At 56.1% G+C, this 23,268-nt stretch carries 19 protein-coding genes and 3 pseudogenes; 9 read left to right on the forward strand and 13 right to left on the reverse strand.

Annotated elements, in window-relative coordinates:
- Positions 1-199: 199 nt before the first annotated feature.
- From HHL08_RS23310 to HHL08_RS23320, 3 genes and pseudogenes are all read left to right on the forward strand, one after another.
- Positions 200-319: pseudogene (locus HHL08_RS23310) on the forward strand (IS3 family transposase); the annotation flags it as partial.
- 425 nt (positions 320-744) lie between these two features.
- Entirely contained in the window at positions 745-2,688 is a 1,944-nt protein-coding gene (locus HHL08_RS23315; RefSeq protein WP_169575312.1) for a GSCFA domain-containing protein, read from the forward strand.
- Between the two features lie 89 nt (positions 2,689-2,777).
- Positions 2,778-3,173 (forward strand): helix-turn-helix domain-containing protein, encoded by a 396-nt coding sequence (locus HHL08_RS23320; RefSeq protein WP_169575313.1) that lies wholly within the window; start codon positions 2,778-2,780, stop codon positions 3,171-3,173.
- A gap of 231 nt (positions 3,174-3,404) precedes the next feature.
- Here the strand turns inward: HHL08_RS23320 and HHL08_RS23325 are convergent, their stop codons facing one another.
- From HHL08_RS23325 to HHL08_RS23375, 12 genes and pseudogenes are all read right to left on the reverse strand, one after another.
- Complete coding sequence (locus HHL08_RS23325) at positions 3,405-4,487, reverse strand: IS5 family transposase (protein WP_169575333.1); 1,083 nt, start codon at positions 4,485-4,487, stop codon at positions 3,405-3,407.
- Positions 4,488-4,748: 261 nt separating this feature from the next.
- Positions 4,749-4,907, reverse strand: a pseudogene (locus tag HHL08_RS23330) (IS5/IS1182 family transposase); the annotation flags it as partial.
- 79 nt (positions 4,908-4,986) lie between these two features.
- Positions 4,987-5,121, reverse strand: a pseudogene (locus tag HHL08_RS26335) (CatB-related O-acetyltransferase); the annotation flags it as partial.
- A gap of 30 nt (positions 5,122-5,151) precedes the next feature.
- Positions 5,152-5,388, reverse strand: coding sequence for an LbetaH domain-containing protein (locus HHL08_RS23335; protein WP_169575314.1), 237 nt, complete (start codon positions 5,386-5,388; stop codon positions 5,152-5,154).
- A gap of 59 nt (positions 5,389-5,447) precedes the next feature.
- Positions 5,448-6,551 carry a glycosyltransferase family 4 protein gene (locus HHL08_RS23340; protein ID WP_169575315.1) on the reverse strand — a complete coding sequence of 368 codons (1,104 nt, stop codon included), beginning with the start codon at positions 6,549-6,551 and terminating at the stop codon, positions 5,448-5,450.
- A gap of 54 nt (positions 6,552-6,605) precedes the next feature.
- A complete protein-coding gene (locus HHL08_RS23345; protein WP_169575316.1) occupies positions 6,606-7,505 on the reverse strand; it encodes an NAD-dependent epimerase/dehydratase family protein in 900 nt (299 codons plus the stop codon).
- Positions 7,505-10,531, reverse strand: coding sequence for a glycosyltransferase (locus tag HHL08_RS23350; RefSeq protein WP_169575317.1), 3,027 nt, complete (start codon positions 10,529-10,531; stop codon positions 7,505-7,507). Before HHL08_RS23350 ends, HHL08_RS23345 begins: the two co-directional genes overlap by 1 nt.
- A 101-nt stretch (positions 10,532-10,632) precedes the next feature.
- Complete coding sequence (gene gmd, locus HHL08_RS23355) at positions 10,633-11,667, reverse strand: GDP-mannose 4,6-dehydratase (RefSeq protein WP_169575318.1); 1,035 nt, start codon at positions 11,665-11,667, stop codon at positions 10,633-10,635.
- 18 nt (positions 11,668-11,685) lie between these two features.
- On the reverse strand, positions 11,686-12,816 hold the full coding sequence (locus HHL08_RS23360; RefSeq protein ID WP_169575319.1) for a glycosyltransferase family 4 protein: 1,131 nt from the start codon (positions 12,814-12,816) through the stop codon (positions 11,686-11,688).
- A gap of 244 nt (positions 12,817-13,060) precedes the next feature.
- Positions 13,061-13,708, reverse strand: coding sequence for an ABC transporter ATP-binding protein (locus HHL08_RS23365; RefSeq protein WP_169575320.1), 648 nt, complete (start codon positions 13,706-13,708; stop codon positions 13,061-13,063).
- Entirely contained in the window at positions 13,705-14,502 is a 798-nt protein-coding gene (locus HHL08_RS23370; protein ID WP_169575321.1) for an ABC transporter permease, read from the reverse strand. Before HHL08_RS23370 ends, HHL08_RS23365 begins: the two co-directional genes overlap by 4 nt.
- Positions 14,503-14,504: 2 nt before the next feature.
- The gene (locus HHL08_RS23375; RefSeq protein WP_169575322.1) at positions 14,505-15,674 is read right to left on the reverse strand and encodes a capsule biosynthesis protein; all 1,170 of its coding nucleotides are present in this window, start codon (positions 15,672-15,674) and stop codon (positions 14,505-14,507) included.
- A 215-nt stretch (positions 15,675-15,889) separates the two neighbouring features.
- Here HHL08_RS23375 and HHL08_RS23380 point away from each other — a divergent pair, with 215 nt between their 5' ends.
- The 6 genes from HHL08_RS23380 to HHL08_RS23405 are packed head-to-tail and all read left to right on the forward strand — an operon-like array spanning position 15,890 to position 21,288.
- Entirely contained in the window at positions 15,890-17,002 is a 1,113-nt protein-coding gene (locus tag HHL08_RS23380; protein WP_328804749.1) for a polysaccharide biosynthesis/export family protein, read from the forward strand.
- Positions 17,003-17,022: 20 nt separating this feature from the next.
- Positions 17,023-17,577, forward strand: a complete 555-nt coding sequence (gene rfbC, locus HHL08_RS23385; RefSeq protein ID WP_169575324.1) for a dTDP-4-dehydrorhamnose 3,5-epimerase — start codon at positions 17,023-17,025, stop codon at positions 17,575-17,577.
- Positions 17,578-17,590: 13 nt separating this feature from the next.
- Complete coding sequence (rfbB, locus tag HHL08_RS23390; RefSeq protein ID WP_169575325.1) at positions 17,591-18,655, forward strand: dTDP-glucose 4,6-dehydratase; 1,065 nt, start codon at positions 17,591-17,593, stop codon at positions 18,653-18,655.
- Entirely contained in the window at positions 18,652-19,539 is an 888-nt protein-coding gene (gene rfbD / locus HHL08_RS23395; RefSeq protein WP_169575326.1) for a dTDP-4-dehydrorhamnose reductase, read from the forward strand. The genes rfbB and rfbD overlap by 4 nt, the downstream gene beginning before the upstream one ends.
- Before the next feature lie 21 nt (positions 19,540-19,560).
- Positions 19,561-20,436, forward strand: coding sequence for a glucose-1-phosphate thymidylyltransferase RfbA (rfbA, locus tag HHL08_RS23400; protein WP_169575327.1), 876 nt, complete (start codon positions 19,561-19,563; stop codon positions 20,434-20,436).
- Between the two features lie 36 nt (positions 20,437-20,472).
- A complete protein-coding gene (locus HHL08_RS23405; protein ID WP_169575334.1) occupies positions 20,473-21,288 on the forward strand; it encodes a class I mannose-6-phosphate isomerase in 816 nt (271 codons plus the stop codon).
- Positions 21,289-21,761: 473 nt separating this feature from the next.
- Here the strand turns inward: HHL08_RS23405 and HHL08_RS23410 are convergent, their stop codons facing one another.
- On the reverse strand, positions 21,762-23,255 hold the full coding sequence (locus tag HHL08_RS23410; protein WP_169575328.1) for a phosphomannomutase: 1,494 nt from the start codon (positions 23,253-23,255) through the stop codon (positions 21,762-21,764).
- Positions 23,256-23,268: the final 13 nt, after the last annotated feature.

Genomic DNA, 23,268 nt, shown 5'->3' on the forward strand with positions numbered 1-23,268 from the left:
ACGGCAAACATCCCCGGCCACCCCCCTTAAAAGGAGCAACCTATCCGATGGCTGGTTTTTAAACCGCCACGCTCAGCAAATCGCTGGCGTTCCATTGGCCTGGTTTGTCACCGCCCTCTACAGGGCGGCCATCGTTTCGATCTCAGAGAAGATAGGCTGCGTACCGCAGACGTTATTTGAGTGGGTTAAGAAGGTCGAGGTGGCGCGCGTATTTTCCGAGAATTTCGGCGTCTACGGCGTGCGCAAAGTCTGGTGGCAGATGAACCGCGAGGGCTTCGCTGTCGTGCGTTGCACCATTGAACGGCTGATGCGCGATCTAGTTAATGAGCCGCGCATAAAAATGTTGATGGAGCAGTAGCTATTGATCGATCACCGTTCTCCTTCAGCGGAACAGGAAAACCGCCCAGGATAATGTATCGATTTGCAGAATATCGCAAATTTGCGTTTACAGCCTGTCGAGACTTTTACCCATGTTCCACGGCGCGGGCGGTAGATAGATTTTCACCAGCTTCCGCAACATCCCTCTCATGTTCGAGGGGGCCTAGTCCACATTGTAGCCCTCGCTGTCACGGCTATCCATTGCCATCGCCGGATGAACTGATACCGTTATGGGAGCAATGTTCGAGCTGCACGATGATCCCGGTCGGTCGCTTGAGGCGGAGGAGGGCAGAACAGGGCGATCCGCATTGCGGCTGGGCGATATCGCGGCTACTCTATCGGCACGTCTGTGGACCAAGGAGTTGAATGATGCGGGTTTCAGTGGTCGCGAACTGTCAGGGCGAAGGTATTGCAGCTGCATTGCGGGCTCTGAATCCAGGATTCCAGACAACGTTCATAATAACCACTGATATCTACAATGGATCAGTCGCGATTGAGGATATTTTTGCCGGTTCTGACTATGTTCTGGCTCAGAGAAACATCATATCTGCTGCTCCTGACGGTCAACAGCATAAACTAAAACTATTCCCGAATATCGCCTTCGATGGCTATCATCCAGATATTACTTTCATACGGGGTAGGAAAAAAGGCGATACCAAGGTCGTATCAGTAGATAGCGATATGGTCATATATCATTCGGCAATTGCATTCTTCTGTTACTTTTACGGGCTATCTGTCGAAGATACGCTTGGACATTACAATAACTATGTCATGTCTCGGTTGGGATATACAGAGAAATGGGCTGATGCCCGTGCGGCCTTACTTGCTGAAGGCGAAGCTGTTGGTATGCCGATCAGCGCTGAATTCCACCGCTGGGTCGGACAAGGCTGCTTCATGTATTCTAACAACCATCCTCATCTCAGGGTGCTTGTCGATGTTGCCAAGCGGATCATGGCCCAGATGGACATTCCGGTGGTGAACCATAATGTAACTGATTACCTGCCGGATGCCTTAAGGGCGATGCCGATTTGGCCAATATATCCGCCCATTGCCGAACCATTGGGGCTTTCAGGCGATTATACTTTCAAACGGCACGAACCGCATGGATTGTTGAATCTGCGTGAATTCGTGGAACGAAGCTACGCGACTTACGACCAGTACGAAAAGGACAGCCTGCAGTCCCTGATGCTTTCTCCAGGTGACATTGGTGCGCTGTTATATGGCAATGAGTCCAAGGCAGTCATCAGCGGAAACCCCTATAAAAATCTCGATGCAAGGCAATTCTGGAAAAACTCTGTCGCTTCCATAGAGATGGGAGAACTGGATCCCGTCATATCCACGACATTCATCATCGAAAAGAGTGACAAGGTTGCAACGGCGGGAAGCTGTTTTGCACAGCATATTGCCAGAACGCTCAGCAAGAGTGGGTTTAACTATTTCATACCAGAATCAGCCCCGGCTGAACTGGATGTTGAACAGGCACATTTGAAGAATTATGGCGTATTTTCTGCTAGATATGGAAATATCTACACGGTGCGGCAACTGGTCCAACTAATCCAGCGCGCCTATGGAAAATTCATACCCGACGAAAAATATTGGATACGCAAGGATGGCGCGCTCGTAGATCCTTTTCGTCCTCAAATCGAACCTGAGGGTTTCAAAGATTTCGGCAGCCTTGCGGCCTCTCAGGAGGAGCTCTTTTCCGCTGTGCGCTCCATGCTCGAAAATATGGATGTGTTCGTGTTCACGCTTGGTTTGACGGAGGGCTGGCGCTCTAAGATAGATGGCGCAGTGTTCCCATTGGCACCGGGGGTTGCCGGCGGCTCTCCTGATTTCGACAGATATGAATTTGTGAACTTCACCGCTGAAGAAGTGACGACCGATCTGTTCAAGGCCGTTGATCTAATTCGTGGTATAAACCCGTCGTGTCGGGTAATATTTACCGTTTCACCCGTACCACTGATTGCTACTTATGAAAATAAGCATGCGCTTGTTTCTACAACGTATAGCAAGTCTGTGCTTCGTGTCGCTGCTGAAAATGTATCTAACATACTTGATGGTATAGACTACTTTGGATCGTATGAAATAATAACTGGATCCTATAATAGAGGATCATATTTTGAAGATGATCTTAGAAGCGTTACCGATAACGGCGTCTCTCATGTCATGCGTATATTCATGAACAACTATACCGGCTTGAAGAACCAGGATAAGGTTGATAATACAAAGGCAAGCCCTGCGGTCACCGCTACCCGTTCAACCACGTTGTTCGATATCGTTTGCGATGAAGAGGCTATTGCTAACTTCTAGAGCATAAACCGACCTGACAGAGTCGCTGGGGATTCCCTTTCAGTTGGAAGTCTGATTCATTGTGTCGGCCGAGGGGAGGTCGGCGTGGCATGACGAAATCCATATCTGACGATCGTCAATTTCGCGTGATTGCGGCCGTTGATGCAGGATTGTCGCGGCGGGCGGCGGCGGAGCGGTTTGGTGTCAGCACGGGCAGTGCGATCCGTTGGGTGCGCGAGTGGCGGGAGACGGGGTCAGCCCGAGCAAAGCCGCAGGGCCGTGACCGGCGGTCACAACGCATTGAAGCCTATCGCACTGTGATACTGATGGCAATTGAGGAACAGGTGGACAGCACGCTGGAGATAGCAGCAATGCTCCGAACGGATCATGGCGCCATTTTTGCGGCAAGCACGATCTGGCGCTTTCTGGACCGTCACGCGATGACGTTCAAGAAAAACGGCGCACGCGAACGAGCAGGAGCGGTACGACGTTGCCGTGCGGCTTAAGGTCTGGTTCGACGCCCAGCCTGATCTTGACTCCGAACATCTGGTTTTCATCGACGAGACTGGCGCTTCGACGAAGCTGGACACCTCGAAGAACCGTTGGATTTGGGCGTAGGCTCGATGGTGCAGATTGAGGCGGCATGGCAGGAGTGATGTTGCGGCGTATTTGTCGGTGATTTCGATATTGCCGGTGCCGCATGGGTCGGGTTTACCTTCGGTGGCCATTGGCTCGCATCAAGCAGGCGCAGTTCGCCCTTCGAGCCAGGCAAGGCGCTGGAAGTTATAGGCCAAGTTGGCCATGCCGATCTTGATGGTAGCGCGGGCGCTGCCGATGGTGCGCACGACCAGCCCCATCCGGTGCTTTTGCCCGGCGAACACATGCTCGACCTGGGCGCGGATCTTGGACCGCCGGGTATTGGCCTTGGCGATCCGCTCAGGCAACGGTCGCCGCGGCTTGCGCCTCTGGTGAATGTGGCTGGTGAACATGCCACTGGCCAGGAATGCCTCGTTCTTCCTGGATCGATAGGCGGTATCAGCCCAGACACCGGAGGCAGTGTTGTCCTTACTGATCAGAACCGGCAGCCGTGCGCCGTCATGGGCATTGGCGGCGCTGGCATCCCAGGTGCGGATCAGCCCATGGGTTTTGTCGATGCCGATGTGATTCTTGTAGCCGAACAACGGGATGGCCAGATCAACCGGCTTGGCCGCCTTGGGATCGGCGCCTTCCCGGACCTTGGCCTTGCTGTACTTGATCGACCAGCGCGCATCACGGTCCTTTTGCCGGGTCTTGGCCGGCTTCCAGTCCTCCGGCACGCATCCCTCCTTGATCTCTGCTTTCTCCGCTTGGGTATTGCGCTGTTTGGGTGCCGGCACGACCGTGGCGTCGATGATCTGCCCGCCCATGGCGAGATAGCCCCGGTCCTTAAGCGCGGCATCAAAGCGCGCGAACAGCCGGTCGATCGCTCTGGCCTGTACGAGGCGCTCCCGAAACAGCCAGACCGTCGTGGCATCCGGCACAGTGCCATCGAGTCCAAGGCCCAGAAACCGTTGGAATGACAACCGGTCCTTGATCTGAAACTCGGTTGCCTCGTCCGACAACGAATAGAGCGCCTGCGACACCAGGATCTTGAACATCAACACCGGGTCGAACGGCGGGCGCCCGCCTTTGCTCCGAACACTGCGTCGCAAGGCCGCCACCAATGGTCCACGGAAAACCTCGAAATCCACAACAGCCGCCAATCGCTCCAGCGGATCGCCCACCGCGCTCAGCGCCTCGTACCGGTCCGAAAGATCGAAGAAACCCGGCTGACTTGCCATCATCGCCTCCAACATATCGTCGGCGAAGTGAATCAAATCTGGCACTCAAAAGCTAGGGTATTTCGAGGCGTCCGACTGGCCCCGCTCGATCTCGCCAATGATCCGAACACGAAGATCAACCAAACTGCTCTTACCCATGATCCACCTCCAAAGACGGTGAATCACAAAACTCGCGCAAAGGGAATCCACACCGATTCAGATTTCAGGTCCAATGCTCTAAGGAGGCGGGAGCATGGACAGCGAGCAGTCAAACGGCGGTCATCCGCCTTTGCCGCGAACGCTGCGCCGGAGCGCTGCCACCAGCGACGCCCGGAAAACCTCGAAGTCCACAACAGCCGTCAATCGCTCCAGTGGATCACCCGTCGCGCTCAGCGCTTCGTACCGGTCCGAAAGATCGAAGAAACCCGGCTGCCCTGCCATCATCCCCTCCGCCACATCGTCGGCAAAGTGAATCAAATCTGCCCCTCAAAGGCCAGAGTTTTTCGAGGCGTCCAACTTTCTCATCAAAACGATATCTTGCCAGCTCCGCACGATTGCCGGCTGCTATGCCATAAGGCGGAACATCTTTCGCTACAACTGCCCGAGAACCGATGACCGCGCCGTCGCCGATCCACACATCACTACCCACCGTCGTAACATCGTTGCGATCTGTGCATTGGGCCGATCACTTGTCAAAGTCGCCAACACCCAGATAAAGCTTCATATGATGCTGCGTCAGATGATGCATTGGATGCGTGCCGCCTGCAAAGATGCTGACATTTTGACCGAAGCAACAGAATTTACCGATGTCGATCCGATTGCCAGCATGATGTGGCCGCAAAACCGGTGATGAGGATGCCCAAGTTGCGATGCCTATGGTCACGCGGGGATCATCGCAGGTCAGGTCTGTCAAGCCGGTCATGCTGATTTTATTCCTGTCTGCGAACGTCGGTGTCTTTGCGGGCCTTGGGTTCGTTACCGTTAGACCGATTGATAGACTTGGACAGTCTGGTCGACACATTTTTCCCATGTATAGCCTGCGGCTACCTTCAGGCCCAGATCAATGGCATCTCTGCGCCACGTATCGTCCTCCAAACCCTTGGCAATGGCTGCTGCAAAGCCTTCGGTATCATCCGGATTGATCATCATTGCAGCACCACATGTAACCTCGGGCAAGCAGGACCGGTTGGATACTATGATAGGAACCCCCGATGCCATGGCCTCGATGGGAGGCAAGCCAAATCCTTCATAGATCGACGGATATAGAAAAAGTCTGGCACCGCTATATATTCCGGGCAAGTCTCCCTCGGGAACAAAGCCCAGGAAGCGAATATACCCCTTCGCTTCATCTCTAGACATAAGTTCATGCAAGGCGTCATTCTGCCAACCCGTCGCCCCTGCCAGCACTAAAGGATATCGCTTCTTCAGATTGTCTGGCAGCAACCGAAAAGCGTTGAGTGCAGCATCTATCCGCTTTCGCGGTTCGAACGTGGCGACAAGCAGAATGTAGCCGTCCGGTTCTATAGCGTATGACGAATAATCGACAGAGCCATCTATCGCTCGGTTGGGCCGATAGGCAGGATTCACCCCAAGATGGATGGCGGTGATCCGATCTTCGGGAATATTGGCGAATTCGGCCAATTCTCGTCGCACTTCATGCGTATCAGTAATGATATGCAATGCGCGCTCAAGCGAGCGGTTGAAGTCTCTTTCGAAATGCGCGACCCGTTCGGGTGGATGCATTTCAGGAAATTTATATACCGACAGATCATGAACGGTGATGATCCCACTCTTCGCCTCGGGCGGCAGCATGAAGTTAGGGCCATGGTAAAGACGCTTGCGGGATTGGAGGGTGGTCATTGTCCGATCCACCCACCTTTGCCATTTCTTCCGTTTCCTAGTCCCCTGAGGTATAACGCCACGCAACAGGCCCTCCGGGTCCGTAGCCGTTATCCCATTATATATGCTCCGTAATTCGCCTACATCCGGATGATTTTGTAGCCCTCGCATCAATTCAAGGGTGTAGCGACCGATTCCGGTAAGCTGTGGTGACAGCGCTTCGACACCCAAGTCGATTTTCATCATGGCTCCAAATTCAAGATCTATGCTTCATCCTGGTCACTGGCAGCGGAGGAAGGGCTACCTGAGACTAGCTTCCTGAGCGGTGATAATCCTCTGAATGCTCTGTTCGATCGGAATAGCAGGAACGACGTCGCCGACCAGCTTCTTGAGCTTGGTGGCATCGCCTGTCAGGCGCCAAACCTCATTCTTTCGAACGAATTCAGGTGCAATTTCGACCTTGATGTTATGCTGGGTGAAATGTTCGAACAGGCTGAGCAGTTCCTTGAGCGATACCGGATTACCTGAACACAAATTATATGTTTCTCCGACCGCCTCTTGGTTAAAGGTGATGTGACGGATAATCTCGCACGCCTCCCGTATATCCAAATAGTCACGATATACATCCAGATTACCTAATCGCAGTACCGGTTCTCTGGCAGCAAAGGCATGAGACAATTTAGGTACGATAAAATCTGCACTCTGACCTTCACCTATTATGTTGAATGGACGAATAATCGTATAATCGATTACGTCTCTATAATTGTGAATCAATCTTTCGCAGCAAAACTTGCTCATACCGTAATGATGAACCGGCTTAGGACACAAGTTTTCTGACAAGGAATCAGTATCTTGATTGCCATAAACGCCTGCGGTACTTATAAATATAAACCTTGTCTTTCCGCCGGTTGAAGACAAGGACTTCAGAATATTTTCTGTACCAATCGTATTGGATAGATAATATTCATAGCTCTCCGATGAAGTTACACTAGAAATAGCGGCACAATGGATCACAATTTCTGGTCGAAATTCGCCTATCAATGCTCCCACTTCTGAGGCATTTTCAATATTACAAAAGACAATATGTCCGCCCGGTCGTGACTTTGTCGTCCCTTTTAGTTCGTGACCATCTTGCTGTAGGATGCCATACACACAAGATCCGACAAACCCCGTGGCACCGGTGACCAATATACGCGCCATTATGCGTGCTCCCCGGTCTTTTTGACGCTCTTTTGCGCAGCGACCATCTCGCCATGTGCGTGCCGAAGCGCACCCAAAAGCATGTCCGCAGATTCCCGCCATGTCCGGGCATTCCACTGCGCCTTTATCTTGCGCTCCCATGCTTCAACCTGACCGGGGTTATTCGCGTAGAAGGCGATACGTTCGGCCCACAAGGCGGTGTCAAGCGGGTGGATATACTCCACAAGATCCCGTCCCGTTTCCTTCAGCGGGTCGACATCCGACGTCAGGCAAAGCTTTCCGTAGGACAGGCTCTCTGGCAGGGTCAGGCTCCATCCTTCGTAGAAGCTTGGCAGCAACGTGAACTTGCAATGACGATAGAGGACATCAAGTTCCTCGTCGCTTGGGCTCATGATGAGGATCCTGCTACGGACGCGATCATCCTGTTCAAGGGACGCCAGGAAATCATCCGACTTCCACCCCTTGCGCCCGACAAAGATTATCTGGAACGGCTTGTCCAGTAACCCCTGTTGCAACATCAGGAGATAGGCCTTGTAGAGCGCCTCATGGTTCTTGCGCGGTTCAATCGTGCCGACGGTGATTGCGAAATCGGAATCGATGCCAAGGCTGTGCAGGACCTGCGCATCGCGCTCTTCGCTCGTATTCTCCTGTTGGATGGCACTGATGTCTGATCCGAACTCGACGAAACTGCTCGCCGGAATGGCCAGATGGTCGCGCTTCTGCAGGAACATGCCGTCACGTTGCGCGGTGCGTCCACCATAAACGATATGCTCGAAATTGTTCGACACATAGTCGAACAGCTTCCGGAAATTGTCACATGTCGCCGCCAGGTGGAATTGCGGCGTCAGGATAGGCGTCAGGTCGTAGATAAGCTGCGAGCGCATAATCCCTCGATCGGGACGGATGAAGTCACCGATCTTCCCCACACTCATGATGTTGAAGTCGATCCCGGCGAAGAACACGATAGAATTGCTCGGGATCGCGGACAGATAAGCGTCGTGACCAGGCTGTGGCCGCCCGTGAGCCTCGGGATAGCGGAACGGGTCGCGATAGCCCGTCCCGTCATTCTCGTGTCCGGACCAGAACTCTTGGAAGTTTTTATACGCTTCGGACAGGTCGGTGTTGTCGAACAGCCACAGAAGAGAGCCTTCGTTGATCTGGAAGAAATAATCCCCGTTGTTGTAGCGCTGATAGGCAAAGAATTTGGTCCTGGGATCCAATGCCTTCAGCCGCCGGGCGAACTCCAACTCGCTACGGACGATGCCGCTGATCCCGCCGCCCCAGTCCAAGAAGGAGAGAGTAAGGTCCATCCAGATCACTGGCGGTTCGTTGAAACCGTCTTCCACCTGCCCCGGTGTGAACGCCAGCGCGGCGTCCAGCAGCGACTGCGCCGTGTCCGACCATCGCATGGTCGGCCATTCGCTGCTGATTTTGTTTTCATAATATTGCAGCAGGGCGTTGTCGCGGGAATAGAGAATGATCTTTTCCGCCCACGCGCGAACGTCATGAATATTAACGTAATCGACAAGATCGCCACCGATTTCTCGGAGCGGTGGCGTGTCTGAACACAGGCAGAATTTGCCCTGCCCCAGGCTTTCCGGAAGGGTCAGGCTCCACCCTTCGTACAGACTCGGCAGCAGGGTGAAGCGGCAATGCTTGTACAGGACCGACAGTTCGATATCCGTCGGGGTCAGGCACAGCAGCTTGCCCGCTATGCGCGGATCGCGCGCGATCGTGTCCATCATGTCGTCCACGCGCCACATAGGCTTGCCGATGAAGATGAGCTGGGGCAGGTCGGCCCCCGCAATTTCGGTGGCCAGAAGATAAGCGCGGTACAGAGTTTCGTGGTTCTTGCGCGGTTCCAGCGAGCCGACGGTGATGACATATTCCCCGGTGATGCCCAAGTTGCGTAATATCGTCTTATCGTCCAGCGTATCGGGCGACCGGACGATGTCGGTACCGAACTTGACCGGTACGCCGGGCGGAGTGGGCCATCCCCTTTCGCGCTGCAATGCCTCGGTATCGATCTGTGCGGTGCGGCCACCATAGAAAATCATGTCGCAATTATGCGAAATCCAGTCGACATAACGTTCGAAGCGCTCGCGCCCCGACAAGACATAAAAATGCCGCGTTCCCTCCAGCAGGAGGATAATGTCATAGACAAGATAGAAAAGATGAACCCTGGAAAGATCATTCTTCAGGAGCGAGAAGAAGCGCTCCTTCTGGCTGTCCATCCAACCAACGGCCATGATCGAATCGCCATCCTCATAGGGATGGAAGAAGCCCTCGACATCAGGGACCAGCACCTGGATGGACTGCGACGGCTCGGTCGAATCCTTGTAGCGGCCGAAGAAGCGCATATAGGCGTCGGTAATATTGTCCGCGTCCAGCAGCCAGCGCAACTCGTCCCGCGAAATCTCGGCGAACCCCTGGTCGATCTGCATCGAAAAGCGCAAGTCAGGATAGAGTCTCGCCAAGCCGCATGCCATTTCCAGCTCGGCCCGCACGATGCCCACCACGCCGCCCGTCCATTGGAGCGTGGTGGTGAGGTCGAACCAGAAATTATTGACCTTCCTGCCGTCCCGGTCTTTGTTGTGTAGCGCCCGGCTCTTCGCCATCTGGTCGCGCCAGCCGGCCATGGCCACACGGATGGTTTCCACCGCCTGTTGCGTCCCTATCGGGGCCTGCGCGGGAGCGGCGCTGACTTGCTCCAGCAGGGCTGCGCGCCGCTCTCCCATTTTTACGCTCCATTTCTTCTCTACGATCGGTGCCACGATCTTCCTCAACGGCCAGGCCAGAACGCTCTTGTCTTGGAAAGCCCGACGACGCGCCGATTTCGCCAGTTGCGACGTCGCCATATTATTGAGGCATGCCTCGTCGCTATTGGCCAAAGATGCAACGATCTCCGCTTTGGATACCCCTCGGGCCAAAGCATCCAAGTGGCTGGCCAGACCTTCAGCATCGGCATCCCGATGCAGGATGTCACGATAACAGGCTTGCACGAAATCACTACCGTCCTTCTCCATGAGATACTCTAAAGTACCTGATGTAGGGCTATTCATTCTATTTACCTTCCAGAATTCCGTGCAGATTTTGATCTCGGCAGCCTGTTGCCGTCACTTCCAGATCAGAAGGAAGCGTTTCTTTCGTTACGTTCCAGATCGGTGCGGACCATCATTGCGCACAAATCTTCCAGAGATGTCTTGGCTTCCCAACCCAATTCGTCACGGGCCTTGCTGGCATCGCCGATCAACAATTCGACTTCTGCAGGGCGATAGAATTTCGGATTGATCCGCATCACGGTTTTGCCGGTTGCGGTATCAACAGCGGTTTCGTCGACTTCCGTGCCGTGGAATTCGACGTTAATGTCGACTGCCTTAAACGCCAGCGAAACGAAATCGCGAACCGTGTACATTTTGTTGGTCGCCAGCACATAGGTATCGGGATGTTCGGCCTGCAGCATCCGCCACATGCCCTCGACATATTCCTTGGCAAATCCCCAATCGCGCTGGGCATCGATATTACCCAGCTCCAGGGAATCGAGCTTACCCAGCTTGATGCGTGCAACGGCATCGGTGATCTTGCGCGTCACGAATTCACGGCCACGCAGCGGGCTTTCGTGGTTGAAGAGAATGCCGCTCGTCGCGAAAATATCATAGCTTTCGCGATAGTTCACCGTCATCCAGTGCGCATACAGCTTTGCCACGCCATAGGGGCTGCGCGGGTAGAATGGCGTGCTTTCGGTCTGCGGGATGGCCTGCACCTTGCCAAACATTTCAGAAGTGCTCGCCTGGTAGAAGCGGATCTTCGGATTGACTAAACGAATAGCCTCAAGAACATTGAGGGCGCCAAGGCCGGTGATCTTGCCGGTCGTGACAGGCTGTTCGAAGCTGACACCCACAAAGCTCTGGGCAGCAAGGTTGTAGACCTCGTCAGGCTGATAGCGGTTCAGGATAGAAACAAAGTTGCCAAGATCCGTCAGATCGCTTTCTACCAGATGAAAATTGGGGTGCTTTTCAATCCCAAGTTCTTCAATGCGCCAGAAGTTGACCGAGCTGGTGCGACGGAACGCGCCATAGACGGTGTAGCCCTTTTCCAGCAGGAGCTCGGAAAGATACGCGCCGTCTTGTCCGGAAATGCCCGTTACCAAAGCCTTTTTCATATATCCCTCTAAATTAAGTCAGGTCAGAATTTTCAGATGACGCAATAAGGCCTCGCAGGATTTTTGCCACGTCAAAGCATCCTGTTGGCATGGCTTTTGTTCATTCTCAATATCCTTGAGCCAATCCGTTACAGATTGGGCCAAAGCTACGCCATCATCCCTATCGAAGTAAGTTATCAAAGAAGATGATATTTCATTGAATACAGGAATGTTTCTAGTCAGCACCGGCCTGGCATGAGAAAGTGCTTCCACTACAGGAAGTCCGAACCCTTCAGCAAAACTAGGGAAAAAAACTCCGGCGCATCGTTGATATAAATGATAAAGAAGCTCATCGCTTGCATCGCTGAACCAAAAAATATCGGTATTTAGATGGGGATGCAGGCGTATTCGTTCCTGCACATCTTCCGATTTCCAGCCTTTTCTACCCACTATGACCAAAGCCGGAGACTCCGCCAACCCGTCACGAAGCAGTCGGTCGAACGCATTTAGCGCTATCGCATGGCCTTTGCGAGGCTCCAAAGTGCCGACCATCAGGACAACTTTTCGGCCTGCCAGATTATCCAGGGCTTGCGTCTCGGCGTCGGTAATGCCGTGGCTGGGCCTGGACTGGCGCAGATCCCCCCCCAGCGGAAAGGCGCAAATATCGATCGTCCTTTGCGGGTCTGAGTAGCCTTGCTGCTGCAACCAGTCAGACAAATCCTGTGCAACGGATTTGGAAATGCAGAGCAGCTGGTCCGCATGACGCCCGATGAAATGAAGCCATCGGCCAAAATAGTCCGTCTGCTGATTGTTAAACCATTCCGGATGCTGAGCTGGCAATATGTCATAGACGACGATACAAATCCGAATGCCCTTTCTGCGCCATGCCCGTACTTGTCGGCCATGGCGTGGAAGAAGGCGGCTGCTCAAGTCCAGCCCTAGGAAAATGTCGCCGCGGGACGCAAAAATGCGTTTTCCGATACGAAGGGCGTCTGCCTTGCCGTCCTGATCCGGTTCAAGATAGCGATATCGCTTGCGCCGTGTCGCGGCGACGAAGCGCAACCGATAGTCGCCAAGGTCTGATTGCAGCATCTGCTCGCTCAGGGCCCTGACTACGCGTTGAATGCCCGTGCCGGCGTCCCGGCGCCATAATATGGAAATATCGACCAATATCTCCCGCTGCCTCGCGGACGACCGGACACCGGGTATAAGCCGGGAAAGCCATGTCCGCAAACCGGCGAGGGGCTCCTTGACCGCCATTATAATCCTACCTGCCTGCGGGAACATGCAATGCTGACATACATGCAGGAATGCAAATCATAGATCGTTAATACATGGCGCCCGCCATAGCGATATGAACATTGCAATATGTCGGACACGCCATTGCCAGCATAGCGTTCAATATGGCGATTGGCTACAGGTTGGAATAATCATGAACAGCCTGGTTGACGTCGTCATATTCCGTTGCCTGCCCGTTATGCACGAGTATGGCGCGGTTGCAGACCTGCTGGATGAGCTCGGTGCTGTGAGAAGCCAGTATCATGCTCCGACTCTGCCGCCTCTCCAAAAGCTCATGATGGCATTTTCTGTTGAAATTCTGGTCGCCGACCATGATGACTTCGTCGATCAGATAGCAGTCGAATTCGATTGCAAGGGACAGCCCGAATGCCAACCGCGCCCTCATCCCTGACGAATAGGTTTTGACGGGCATTTTCAATTGATTGCCCAGTTCGGTGAACTCTTCGATAAACGCCCGGATATCGGAATATTTGCGCTGATAGATGCGCGCTATGAACCGGGCATTGTCATAACCGGTCAGGCTGCCTTGGAATCCGCCTGCAAATCCCAAGGGCCAGGACAGCGTCATGTTGCGGATTACCTTACCTGACGTCGGCATTTCCACGCCACCTATCAATTTGATAAGAGTACTTTTTCCGGCGCCGTTACGGCCGAGCAGGGCAATGCGGTCCCCTGGCTCAACAGTGAAGTTCACATTGTCGAGCACGCGCTTCGATTTCAGGCCATGTTTATAGCTCTTGCAGAGATCTTTACAGATTATCATTCGATTGTGAGCGTCCGGCGAACATGGCGACACAAGGCAAGCCCGAATACGGCAAATATCATCGAGAATATGATAGGATTCCAAGGATTATAATATGCGGTGATCTGATCACCCCAAAGGCCCTTTCTCATCATCTCCATCCCATTAATGAAGGGAGAAAACAGCATATATTCTCTTAAAGTTGGATGAACCCATGAGAGCATATAGAATAGTCCAGAAAATGGGATCATAATATATGTAGTTACAGGAACGAATTTCTCAACCGTTTCTGATATCTCGGACAGAGGAGCAATTACGAGACAAACCGAGAATGAGAAAATAGAATAAAGCAAGAAACCAGACATGAATAACCCTATGTCACTTGGTATAGGGAATGTATCAAAAACGATCAATATCGATGCTATGAAGATGTAGGCCATAGAACTTCCAAGAAATTCTATTATGAATCTCGATAATAGAAAGTCGATGATTTTGATCTGTCTATGATAGAGCAGACTCCCATTTGCCGTAAAGACCGCCTGACTGCGGGATATGCCATGGCGGAACAGAGTTATCGGTATATAACCTGAAATGACAAAGGCAATGACGCTTATGCCATGCTCTTCCGGCCCCTTGGAAACGCGCCAAAGGGTCGCCACAATGCCCGCAAACAGGAGCGGTTCAACCATAATCCACAGGAAGCCAATATTCTCGCGGCCAAAGCGCGTGATGAGTTCGCGGATCATCAGGGCATGGATCACCCGTGTCTGGGTGCCCCATCCGTCACGCAGTCTCGCTAGGCTAAACTTGGACATCGTCAGTCTTCCGGGGCATGCTCAAGAATGCCGATCAAAAACATCCAAGCGATGAAATAGAGGCAGGTAGCCGCCGCAAAGACGATCAGGACATTGAGCAACCGTTTTGGCAGAAGCGGGGTGTCTGGGGTATTCGGGTCGACAACGCGCTCCAGATAAAATTGCTGGCGCTGCGCTTCGGCGCGCGCCTGCACCAGTGCGGCATTGGACGAGTTGAGGCTCGCAGTGGCGAATTCCTGTTCTACGAGCAGGTTTTCATATCCGCCAAGCTTCGAGGCTATGCCGTTGCCAGTACCCACGACGCGGCTGTCCTGAGACGCGATCTGCACCGTCACCGCATTGATCCGGTTTCGCAGGGCCGGGATGGAAGGGTTTGCTGGAGTCAATCGCTGCATCAGGTCGAGTTGCGCCTGAAGCGCAGCACGCTCGCCGATCATGGTGTTGGCGATTTCCAGTACGCTAGTGGCCTGCTTACCTGGATCGATCAACGCCTGGCTGTTACGATATTGCGCCAGCGCAATTCTGGATGTTTTAACTCTTTGTGTCGCCAGTTCGACCTGCTTCTGACCTTCGATAATGGCTTTGTCATGCGCGCGACCGTTGAGCCGGTTGACGAGGGCTTCGCTCAGTTCCAGCAGTTGCCGATTGATGATATAGGCGTCCTGCGGAGCGAAGGCCTTGACCTTGATGATCGCGGTACCAGTTTCGGTATCCATGCGGGCATCGACCATCTTGCCATAATATTTGAAAAGGCTTTCAAAGCTGTTGTCGCCAAGGAACTGAGGGAAGCGGCTTAGAAAGTCGCCTTGCGACGTCGAAAACTTGTCCCTGACCGCGACGTCCTTTTCCAGCGCCTTCAGCGCGTCGCGCGAGCGCACATAGGTCAATACCTCGTTCGTCTGCTCCTGCCCCCCGGACAGGCCAGTTGTCTGAACCAGGTTGGCCAGCGTCGATACCTGCGACCGCTTCTGGTCCGGGCTTTTGATGACGAAGCGCGATTCGGAGATATAGATGTCGGACGCGATCAGGCCGTAATAGAGCGCCGCCAACAATGTGGGAGCAACGACGAACAGCAGGAACCAGCGCCGGTTTTTCACCCATTGCGCGAAGCCGTTATGTGCGACCGGTACGTCTGTTTCGGCCTCGGCAGGAAACGAGGTATTAGCGTTCATAAATTTGTGCAGCGCCTCACGGGGACCTAAGCGGTCCTGCGCTAGGCCAACATCGGGAAAGGTGCAAGACCAACCAGCATGCGGGGATGCAGGGCGACAGGCGCGAGAGGAACTATTGTCCATTCTTTGATCGCGATGCTAAGGCGTGATGCTATCAAGCCGCCAGCCATCAGAGATCATCATCGATGCAAGTTAAGAATAGTGTATATTTGGCCGTGGTTGCGTTGCTTGCAGGCTGCGCCACGCTGCCTTCCAGTGGCCCAACCGGCAAGCAGATTGAAAAATCCGCGATGGCGCCGAAGAGTGGCGCGCCCATTAAACTGGTCCAGATCCGTGCCGCAGCCGATGTGCCGATAGCGCCCGGCAATGCATCGCCAGCGACACTGCCTGACAGTGCGCCGACGCCGACCGACATGGTGGGTCCGGGCGATATTCTGGATATCAACATATATGAAGCGGGCGTCACCCTGTTTGCGGGGGCGGCCAATGCAGGCGGGGCAGGTCAGTTGATGACCACGCCCGGCGTCCAAGTGCAGAAATTGCCTCCGACTCGGATCGATGATCTGGGCGACATCACGATCCCCTATGCAGGTACGATGCATGTGGCGGGGCTGACGACCGGCGAGATTGAGGCGACGATCCGCAACTCTCTGCGACGGCTTTCGCAAAATCCCCAAGTGCTGGTGACCTTGAGCGAAACCATCACCAATTCGATCATCATCGGCGGAGAAGTGGCCAAGCCGGGTCGGCTCGTGCTGCAAACCAATCGTGAAAGCCTGTCGGACGTGGTCGCCCTTGCCGGTGGTTATCGCGGCAACGCCCGGGATCTGACGCTGCGGGTCATGCGCGGCAGTTCAAGCGTTGACGTCCGCGTCAATGATCTGGCTGAAAATCCGGCGCTGGATGTGCGTATTCATCCGGGCGACCGGTTGATGCTCATTAATAGTCCGCGGACCTATTCCATACTGGGTGCGTCTGGCCGAGTGGAGCAGATGCCCTTCAGTCGCTCGTCCGTATCCCTTGCCGAAGCAGTGGCCGGCGCAGGTGGCATCAATTCCGCCCTTGGCGATCCCGCGGCCATCTTCCTGTTCCGCTATGTGCGGGATGAACAGGACAGGGAAGTGCCAATGGTTTATCACCTTAACATGATGCAGACCGGCTCCTATTTTCTCGCCCAGAAATTCATAATGCAGGATAAGGATGTTCTCTACTTCGGTAATGCTGCCGCCAACCAGCCCAGCAAACTGATTCAGCTCATAAGCCAGCTTTTCTCGCCAATCTTGACAGTAACCAGTGCAGTTTCAGTGGTTCAAAACAGCCGAAACTGACCATTGAATGGGGGACTAGCATGGAAATCCGAACGCTCTGTCTGACGGGCGTCGCGCTTCTAGTCTCCCGCCATCACGGCGACGCGCGCGGCTATTTCGCCGAAACATTTCGCGCAGACCTCTTTGCGCTGCATGTCGGCGACTACCATTTCGTTCAAGACAATGAATCCCGCAGCGCAAAGGCCGGCACGATCCGCGGCCTGCATTTCCAGAGCCCTCCCCACACCCAGGGCAAGCTGGTCCGCTGCACCGCCGGCGCGCTGTTTGACGTTGCCGTCGATATCCGCGCCGGATCGCCCACCTATGGCCAGTGGGTGGCTGAAACCTTGACCCCCGACAATGGCAAGCAACTGTGGGTACCACCGGGTTTTGCCCACGGTTTTTGCTCACTCAAGCCTGATACGGTCATCTGCTACAAGGTGACCGACTATTATAACGCCGAATGTGACAAGGGGCTTGCCTGGAATGATCCGGCCATTGCTATTCCCTGGCCCGATGTCGCCGATCCGGACACACTTTCGCCCAAAGACCGCCAACAGCCGCTATTATCCGATCTCCCTGCCTATTTCACCTGAAGGGGAATAGCCCATGCGCGTGATCGTCACCGGCGGCGCCGGCTTCATTGGTTCTGCCCTCGTCCGTTATCTAGTGCTGGAAAAGGGCTTTGACGTCCTCACCATCGACGCGCTGACCTATGCGGGCTGCGAAGCCTCGCTTAGGCAAGTCGAAGGCAAGAACACCCACCAGTTCCTGCGCGCCAATATCTGCGATCGCGCGGCGATGGACGCGGCGATCGCCGCCTTCAAGCCCGACCGCATCATGCATCTGGCCGCGGAAAGCCATGTCGATCGCTCGATCACCGGCGCGGCCGATTTCATCCAGACCAATGTGGTCGGCAGCTTCACCCTGCTGGAAGCCGCGCGCACCTACTGGAACGGCTTGGAAGGCGACGCGAAGGCCGCTTTCCGCTTCCTCCACGTCTCGACCGACGAAGTCTATGGCTCGCTGGGCGACGAAGGCCTGTTCGAAGAAACCACCCCCTATGACCCCTCCTCGCCCTATTCGGCGTCGAAGGCCGCGTCCGATCACCTCGCCAAGGCATGGCAGCGCACCTATGGCCTGCCGGTGGTGGTGTCCAACTGCTCGAACAATTACGGGCCGTATCATTTCCCCGAAAAGCTCATTCCGCTGACGATCCTCAACGCGCTCGCGGGGCGCAAGCTGCCGGTCTATGGCAAGGGTGAGAATATCCGTGATTGGCTCTATGTCGACGATCATGCCCGCGCGCTTGACATCATCATCGAACGGGGCGAGCCGGGCGAAACCTACAATGTCGGCGGCAGCAACGAGCGCAAGAATATCGACGTGGTGCTGCGCATCTGCGCGGTGCTGGACGAATTGTTCCCGACCGATAGCCCGCGCGCGAACCTGATCGAATATGTGACCGACCGTCCGGGCCATGACGCCCGCTATGCGATCGACGCGACCCGCCTGGAAAATGAACTGGGCTGGAAGGCGCAGGAGAATTTCGACAGCGGCATCGAAAAGACGGTGCGTTGGTATCTGGAAAACCAATGGTGGTGGCAGCCGCTACGCGATCAATATGATGGCCAGCGCCTCGGCCTAGACAAAGCCGCCAAGGTGCCTGCATGAAAATAGCCGTCACGGGGACGGCGGGGCAGGTGGTCACCAGCCTGATCGAGCGCGGCACGGCCGCCTGGCATGAAGTGATCACGATCGGCCGCCCTGATCTCGACCTTGCCGACCCGGCGTCCGTCGTGCGCTCGCTGGAAGCGACCGCGCCCGACGTGATCGTCTCGGCCGCCGCCTATACCGCCGTGGACAAGGCGGAAACCGAAAGCGACCTAGCTTTTGCCGTCAACGGCGCGGGCGCGGGCGCAGTGGCGCAGGCCGCCAAGACGCTGGGCGTACCGCTCATCCATATTTCGACCGACTATGTGTTCGACGGGACGCTGGACCGCCCCTATCTCGAAAGTGATCCCACCGGTCCGACCGGTGTCTATGGCGCGTCGAAGCTGGCGGGCGAGCGGGCCGTGCTGGATATCCACGATAACAGCGCAGTTTTGCGCGTGGCTTGGGTCTACAGCCCCTTCGGCGGCAATTTCGTCAAGACGATGCTGCGCCTTGCCGCCGACCGCGACGAACTGGGCGTCGTTGGCGATCAGGTCGGCAATCCGACGAGCGCACTGGCGATCGCCGATGGCATCATTCAGGTGGCTACCAATCTGGTATCGGATAGTAGCCCAACGCTACGCGGCACTTTCCACATGACGGTGCCGGGCGATGCCAGCTGGGCCGATTTCGCGGAGGCGATCTTTACGGCATCAGCGGCGCGCGGTGGCCCGTCGGCATCGGTACGGGCTATCGGCACGGCCGATTATCCCACGCCTGCCACGCGCCCTGCCAATTCGCGCCTCGACTGCGCCCTGATTGCGCGCGTCCATGGCGTGACCCTACCGGACTGGCCTACATCATTGGATGAAGTGATGGATCGCCTGCAACCCGCCAAGACCTGACTGATTGGGGATGTTGAGGCTATGAAGGGTATCATTCTCGCAGGCGGCAGCGGCACCCGCCTCTATCCGATGACGTTATCGACATCGAAGCAACTCATGCCGATCTATGACAAGCCGATGATCTATTATCCGCTCACCACGCTCATGCTGGCGGGCATCCGCGAAGTCCTCATTATATCCACCCCGCGCGATTTGCCCGCCTTTCAGTCGCTGCTGGGCGACGGTTCGGCCTGGGGCATGACCATCGACTATGCGCAGCAGCCCAGCCCCGACGGCCTGGCCCAGGCCTATATCATCGGCGCCGATTTCGTCGCGGGTCAGCCTTCCGCGCTGATCCTGGGTGACAATATCTATCACGGCCATGGCCTACCGGAGATCCTCGGCAGCGCGTCGTCGCGCGCCACCGGCGCTAGCGTCTTCGCCTATCATGTCACCGATCCCGAACGCTATGGCGTGGTCAGCTTTGACGACAGCTTGACGGCCGTCACGATCGAGGAAAAGCCGCAAACCCCCAATTCGAACTGGGCGGTTACCGGCCTATATTTCTATGACGCACAGGTCGTGGATATCGCTGCCAACCTCCAGCCCTCGCTGCGCGGCGAGCTGGAAATCACCGACGTCAATCGCGTCTATCTCGAACGCGGCGAACTCCATGTCGAAATCATGGGCCGCGGCTATGCCTGGCTCGACACCGGTACGCCCGACAGCATGCTGGACGCCGCCGATTTCGTCCGTGTTCTTGAAAAACGGCAAGGTTTCAAGATCGCCAGCCCGGAAGAGATCGCCTATCGCCAGGGCTTCATCGATGGCCCGCAGCTGGAACAGGCAATCGGCAAGCTCGGCAAATCGGATTATGGCCGTTATCTGCGCGGGATTCTGTTGACAGGGAAGCCATGACTAAAGAGAAACCGAGCCTCTTGATCATGGGATAGTCTGTCGATGCAAAAGCTCGTTCCCCATTATGTCGAAAAGCCATGGGGCCGAACCGACCTTCCCGCGATCTTCGCCGATGGCGCGAGCCGCCAGATCGGCGAAGTCTGGTTCGAAAGCGCCGACGGTCGGGATCTGCCTTTGCTGGTCAAATATATCTTCACCAGCGACCGGCTGTCGATCCAGGTCCATCCCGATGACGCGCAAGCCGTGGCCAATGGGCTGCTGCGCGGCAAAGAGGAAATCTGGTATATCCTCGACTGCGAACCCGGCGCGACGCTGGGCATCGGCCTCACCGCCCCTATGACGCCGGGCCAGTTCCGCGCCGCCGCGCAGGACGGCTCGCTGGAACAATGGATCGACTGGAAACCAGTCAAGCCGGGCGACTGCTATTTCATCCCTGCCGGCACCGTCCATGCGATCGGCGCAGGCATTACGCTCGCTGAAATCCAGCAGAATGCGGACGTCACCTATCGCCTCTATGATTATGGGCGCCCCCGCGAACTGCATCTGGAAGACGGCGTCGCGGTCAGCCACCTGGTCCCCTACGACCGCGCCCTGACGCAAGCCCCGATCGGCAGCGAAACTCGCCTGATCGCCGACGATGAAGCCCCCTTCTCGCTCGACCTGGTAAATTGGACTGCGGACCAGAGCGTCGTCGTACCCGACGGCAAGCTGCTCTGGTTCACGCCGCTGACCGGCGCAGGCACCGTCAACGGCCTGGCCTGGGGAAAGGGCGACTGCCTGCTGCTGGAGGGCGATTGCGCCTTCACCGTGACGGCGGGACCAGTGTCAGCCCTGCTTGCCATCCCGCGCTGATTGAAACGGTGGTGGCCTCATCCGCTATCCTTGCGTCAGGGGATGCAATGGCCGGGATGGGTGGTTAGGTAATAGTCCGCATCGCATATGTCGCCATAGGGAGGCCGCCGCCCAATCGTCATGCCAGCGTAGGCCGGCATCTCAGGCGGAGGCGTAATAGGCCATAATTTACTGTGCAGACCGACTACATCCCGCCATCGCCTGAGACCCCAGCCTGCGCTGGGGTGACGGCCTTAGGGGTTGCTTTCCCGAACCCGGAATGAACGCGTAAACGTCCACCATTGGCCGTTATATGCCACCTCGACGCAAACAAAATTCATCACAAGCCATTGATTATAAAAGGGAATAGGACGTCGCGTGTTCATCCCGAATGGCATGTTCAGGAAAAATCATTTATTATCAATATCTTGCGCGATGCCTTATGCGCTGCACCTGTAGCACTCGCTGTCTCAAACCGCCGCGCAAACGCCTGATCAGGCCGGAACGCTATAATCCCGCACCAGCGCCAACGCCTGCGCATTGAGCGACGCCGCCCGCTCCATGCTGCCGCTTTCGGTATAGCAGCGCAGCTCCGGCGCATTGCCGCTCGGCCGCAGGTGGATGATGTCACCGCCCGCAAAGTGAATGCGCAGCCCATCGGTCCGGTCGATCCCGTCCGCTTCGCCCGCCAGTTCCCCGAACATGGCCGTCAGCCGCGACAGAATGGCGGCCTCCTCGCCCTGCTCCAGATGCGCGATCAGCGCTTGGCTCTGCGCCGTGGGATAGTTCTGCAACCGCTCGCTGAACGTATAGCGTTCGGGCAATTGCGCCTGCAACGCCGACAGCTTCACGCCCTGCCGCCGTGCATCGACCAGCACCGACAGGATCGGCAGCACCGCGTCCCGCGTCGGCAGCGCGCCCAATATGCACCCTTCCGCTTCAACCGGCGTCGCCAGCAGGAAGCCGCCATTGGCCTCATAACCGCACACGCTCGCCTGGCCTTCGCTTGTCAGCCCGTTCATCGCCTCGATCACGAAGGGCGACCCGATCCGCGTCCGCCGCACCGCCGTGAAAAGCCCCGACAACTCCACCGCGCTGTTGCAGCTGACCGGCGTCGCGATCGCCGCGATGCCCAGCGCCCGTGCGCTCAATATGCCCAGCACGTCGCCGCGCATCCACACGCCCTGTTCGTCGGCCAGCAGCGGGCGATCGCTATCCCCATCGGTCGACAGGATAGCGTCCAGCCCCAATTCCGCTGCCCATTGCAGCGCTAGCGCTTGGTCCTCAGGCCGCACTGCCTCTGTATCCACGGGGATGAAGCGCTCGGACCGGCCCAGCGATACCGCCTTGCCGCCGAGCGCCTCGACCAGCGCGACCAATATGTCGCGCCCGACCGCCGAATGTTCGTAAATGCCCAGTGTCAGCCCAGCCAGCGCCTGCGCTCCGAAGAAATCGACATAGCGCGCGATATAGGCGGTAGCGACATCGACCAGCGGTTCGCCGGGCGCCGCGTCCTTCAGCATGCCCGCGCCGTCGAACAGGTCGGGCAGATACACGCTCTGCGCCCGGATCGCCAGTTCGTCCGGTTTCAGCACCTCGCCATCGGTGCGGTTGAATTTGATGCCGTTACGGTCGTCGGGAATGTGGCTGCCCGTCACCATCAGCGACGGAATGGCCTTGGCGAACCCATAGGCCGCCACGGCGGGCGACGGCACGAACCCGCAATAGTCGACCTCTCCGCCCATATGCCGCACCGCTGCGGCGCAGGCCGCCATGATGCGCGGGCTGGACGGGCGCAAATCGCCCGCGATCGCGACATGGACGCCGGGCGCGAACTGCCCAATGGCGCTCAGATGTTGCAGGAAAGCGGCCATATAGGCGAAACACACCCGATCCGTCATCGCGCTCACCAGCCCACGTGCGCCGCTGGTCCCGAACGCGACGCCGGATTGCGCCATCAGATCGGCGATGGAAACGGATTGGGTCATATATCTCTCCATG

The organism is Sphingobium psychrophilum (genome assembly GCF_012927105.1).
GTDB classification, from domain to species: Bacteria; Pseudomonadota; Alphaproteobacteria; order Sphingomonadales; family Sphingomonadaceae; genus Sphingobium; species Sphingobium psychrophilum.